This is a genomic window from Hymenobacter persicinus, assembly GCF_004167665.1.
Lineage (GTDB): Bacteria > Bacteroidota > Bacteroidia > Cytophagales > Hymenobacteraceae > Hymenobacter > Hymenobacter persicinus.
In genome coordinates this window covers 1-3,291 of sequence record NZ_SEWE01000091.1, presented here as the reverse complement: position 1 = coordinate 3,291, position 3,291 = coordinate 1, and the positions used below count along the sequence as shown (strand labels likewise).

At 67.2% G+C, this 3,291-nt stretch carries 2 protein-coding genes; both read left to right on the top strand.

From position 1 onward, the window contains the following. Positions 1-762 (top strand): T9SS type A sorting domain-containing protein (locus tag EWM57_RS20645; RefSeq protein WP_129923193.1); only part of this gene is annotated, 762 nt, incomplete at its 5' end. 349 nt (positions 763-1,111) lie between these two features. Beyond that, positions 1,112-3,291, top strand: a 2,180-nt coding sequence (locus EWM57_RS20640; protein WP_207218370.1) for an FG-GAP-like repeat-containing protein, incomplete at its 3' end; no start/stop codon positions are given.

Here is a 3,291-nt window from a genome sequence, read left to right as displayed (position 1 = left end):
AATGGCACGGCTGCCGCCACCAGCACGAATAATGGAATTGTTAATCTTAACTTCCCTGAATACGGCGTCAATGCCATGACATTCTGGGGCAATGACCTTTACGTAGGCGGCAACTTTACTACTGCCCGCACTAGTAACAGTGTGGTGACGGCTAATAATATCGCCAAATGGGACGGCATAGCTTGGAGCGCGCTGGGGAGTGGTTCGGCTACTGCTACCAGTACCAACAACGGGGTGAGTGACGTCGTCAATGCGCTGGCCGCGGGGAGCGGTGAACTCTACGTGGGGGGCTACTTCCTCACAGTTAATAACAGCAGCGGTGCGGTGCCCGCCACTATGATAGCCAAATGGAATGGCACAACATGGAACACGTTGGGTACGGGCTTAAATGGAAACGTCCGGGCACTGGTCGCCTCCGGTAACCAGTTGATAGCCGGCGGCGACTTTACAGTTTCTGGTGATGGCAGCAAAGTCAACTCGCGCTTCGGCATCTACAATGTTGTGGCTAACCCGCTATCGGTTGTTGCGGGCAGTAATGCGGCGGCTCTGCATCTATATCCCAACCCGGCATCTGGTCAGGCCACGCTCACAGGCGCGCCACGCGCCGCGGCGGTGCAGGTATTCGACGTGCTGGGCCGTCGGGTGCTGACGACGAAGGCTGACGCCACGGGCACGGCTCAACTGACGCTGCCAGCTGCCTTGCCGGCGGGCGTGTACGTGGTGCGGGCCGGCGAGCTGAGCGTGCGCCTAGTGCGAGAATAACCGTGCACTCTATATAATATATATAAGAGTAGCTCCCACAGAAAAGGTCGGCTGCGCAGGTAGCTGGCCTTTTCTGTGGGGGCTTGGTGCGGGCGGCCACTGCGAGGCCAAGGGGCCACGCTGCGGCCGCCTGCGTAAGAGGGGCTGGCCGTTCGGGCTACCCGGGGCGACCAGAAAAATATTGGCAGGCTCTCGGAGGTAAAAAATTAATTCCGGTTATAGTGCAACGGCAGCGGGGCAGGCCTACCTTTGGTTTTCCTTACTGATGCTCTTCACTTTATCGGACCTGTCGGCTCGCGCTGTGCTCGTCTAGCCTATTATTTTCCGGACGTGGCGTTCCGCCGACAGTATGCTGCACTTTTCTACTGTTATTTCCCGGCGCGGGCTGCGCGCCGCGGGCTTGCTTACCTCGGGCACGGTGACCCTGCTGCTGGCCGCCCGTGCCTGGGTGGCCGCCCCGGCTGAGCTAACGTCCCCGGCCGCCTCGGCCCTGGTGCTGCCCACCCCGTCCGCCGCTCCGCGCCTGGCCCCGCCCACGGGCCTGCCGACTCTCACAAAAACTGCGGCCGTACCCGCCGATACCTCGGCCCGGGGCATGGCCGCCGTGTGGGCCGACGTGCGCCGCCGCTCCTTATTCTTGAGCGCCGACCGGAAAACCGGTACGCTCCGCGCCGGCAACTACGCCCAGCGCCTGACGGCGACCTTCGAGCCCCGCAGCTACACGGTGGCCACGCCAACCCCGGGCTCAGCCGCGCTGGCCTGGCAGGTGCGCTTCACGCTGCGCGGCATCGGCCGGGCCGCCGCCCCTGGGCTGCCCCTGGCCGCCGGGGCAGTCACGCCCAGCACGCACGAGGGCCACACCAGCTACTCCCACCCGGCCTTTGCCATCGACTACGATAATACCCCCGCCGGCGTGCGCCAAACCTTCCGGCTGGCCGAGCGGCCCACCGGCGCCGGGCCCGTAGCGGTGCGCCTGCACCTAGCTACGGACCTGCACGCCCGCCCGGCCGGGCCCGGGGCGCTGGTGTTCACGGCCGGGAGCAGCCCCGCCCCGGTGCTGCGCTACGACAGCCTCAAGGCCTGGGACGCCACCGGCCGCGTGCTGCCTGCCCACCTACGCCTCGACGGTCCCACGGCCCTGGCCCTGGTCGTCGACGATGCCGACGCCACCTACCCCGTCACCATCGATCCGCTGGCCAGCACGGCCGGCGCCACCTTCAACGGCCAGAACCCGGGCGACCTGTTCGCCACGAGCGTGGCCCTGGTGGGCGACCTGAACGGCGACGGCTACGGCGAATTGGCCATCGGAGCGCCCAGCTTCGGAGCCGGGGCCGGGATGGTCGCGCTGTACCGCGGCAGCAGCACGGGCCTGGAACCCACGGCGGCCACCATCATCAACGGCGGCCCGGGGTTCAATTTCGGCAGCAGCGTTGCCGGGGCCGGCGACTTCAACGGCGACGGCTACGGCGACTTGCTGATCGGGGGCGCGGGCTACACCTTCAACAGCAACAACGCGGGCGTGACGTACATCTACGGGGGCGGCGTCAACATCTTCACCAACCCCAATGCCAGCGCGGCCGCTATTGCCGGCTTCACCAACTCGCGCGGTGGTACGGCCGTGGCCGGGGTAGGCGACGTGAACGGTGACGGCTACGACGACTTCGCCACCGGCGGCCCGGAATTCGACGGCGGGGGCCAGAACAATACCGGCTCGCTGAACATCGTCTTCGGCAACGCCAGCCTGAGCGTGACCACCTCCGCCCCCACGCTCGGCGGGGCGGCCAACTACCGGCTGGGCGCCAGCCTGAGCGGGCTGGGCGATACCAACGGCGACGGCTACGCCGACCTGATCGTGGGGGCGCCCGGCGTGAATTCGGCCCTCATCGTGCGGGGCGCCAACACCACCTCCTTTGGTAGCTTCTCGGCCTTCTACCTCACGCCGCCGAACGGCCCCAGCGCGGGCACCAGCGTGGCCGGCCCCGGCGACGTGGACGGCGACGGCCTGAACGACATTCTGCTGGGCGCGCCGTTGGCCGGCACCTCGGGCTCGGTCTTCATCTACCCGGGCAGCACTACCTTGTCGGCCAACTCCCAGCCGGTCGTCGTCTTCAGCACGGCCGAGTCGGGCGAGAAATTCGGGACGGCCGTGAGCGGGGCCGGCGACGTGAATGGCGACGGCTACGCCGACTTCGTGGTGGGAGCGCCCAGCTTCTCTAACACCAAGGGGCGGATGTATATCACGCTCGGCCAGGCCTCGCTCACCACCATCACCAATCGGCCCCAGATTATTGAGGGGGAAAACGCCGGCGACCAGTTCGGCAACAGCCTGAGCGGGGGCGACGCGAACGGCGACGGCTACGGCGACGTGGTGGTGGGGGCCCCCAACTACAACGTGGGCCGCGGCCGCGCCTACGCCTACTACGGCAGCCCCGCCGACCTGGCCGCCGCGCCCACCGCTACCCGCACTGAGCCCGTGCCGGCCGACAACGACTTCTTCGCCACCAGCCTGGCCAGCGCCGGCGACGTGGA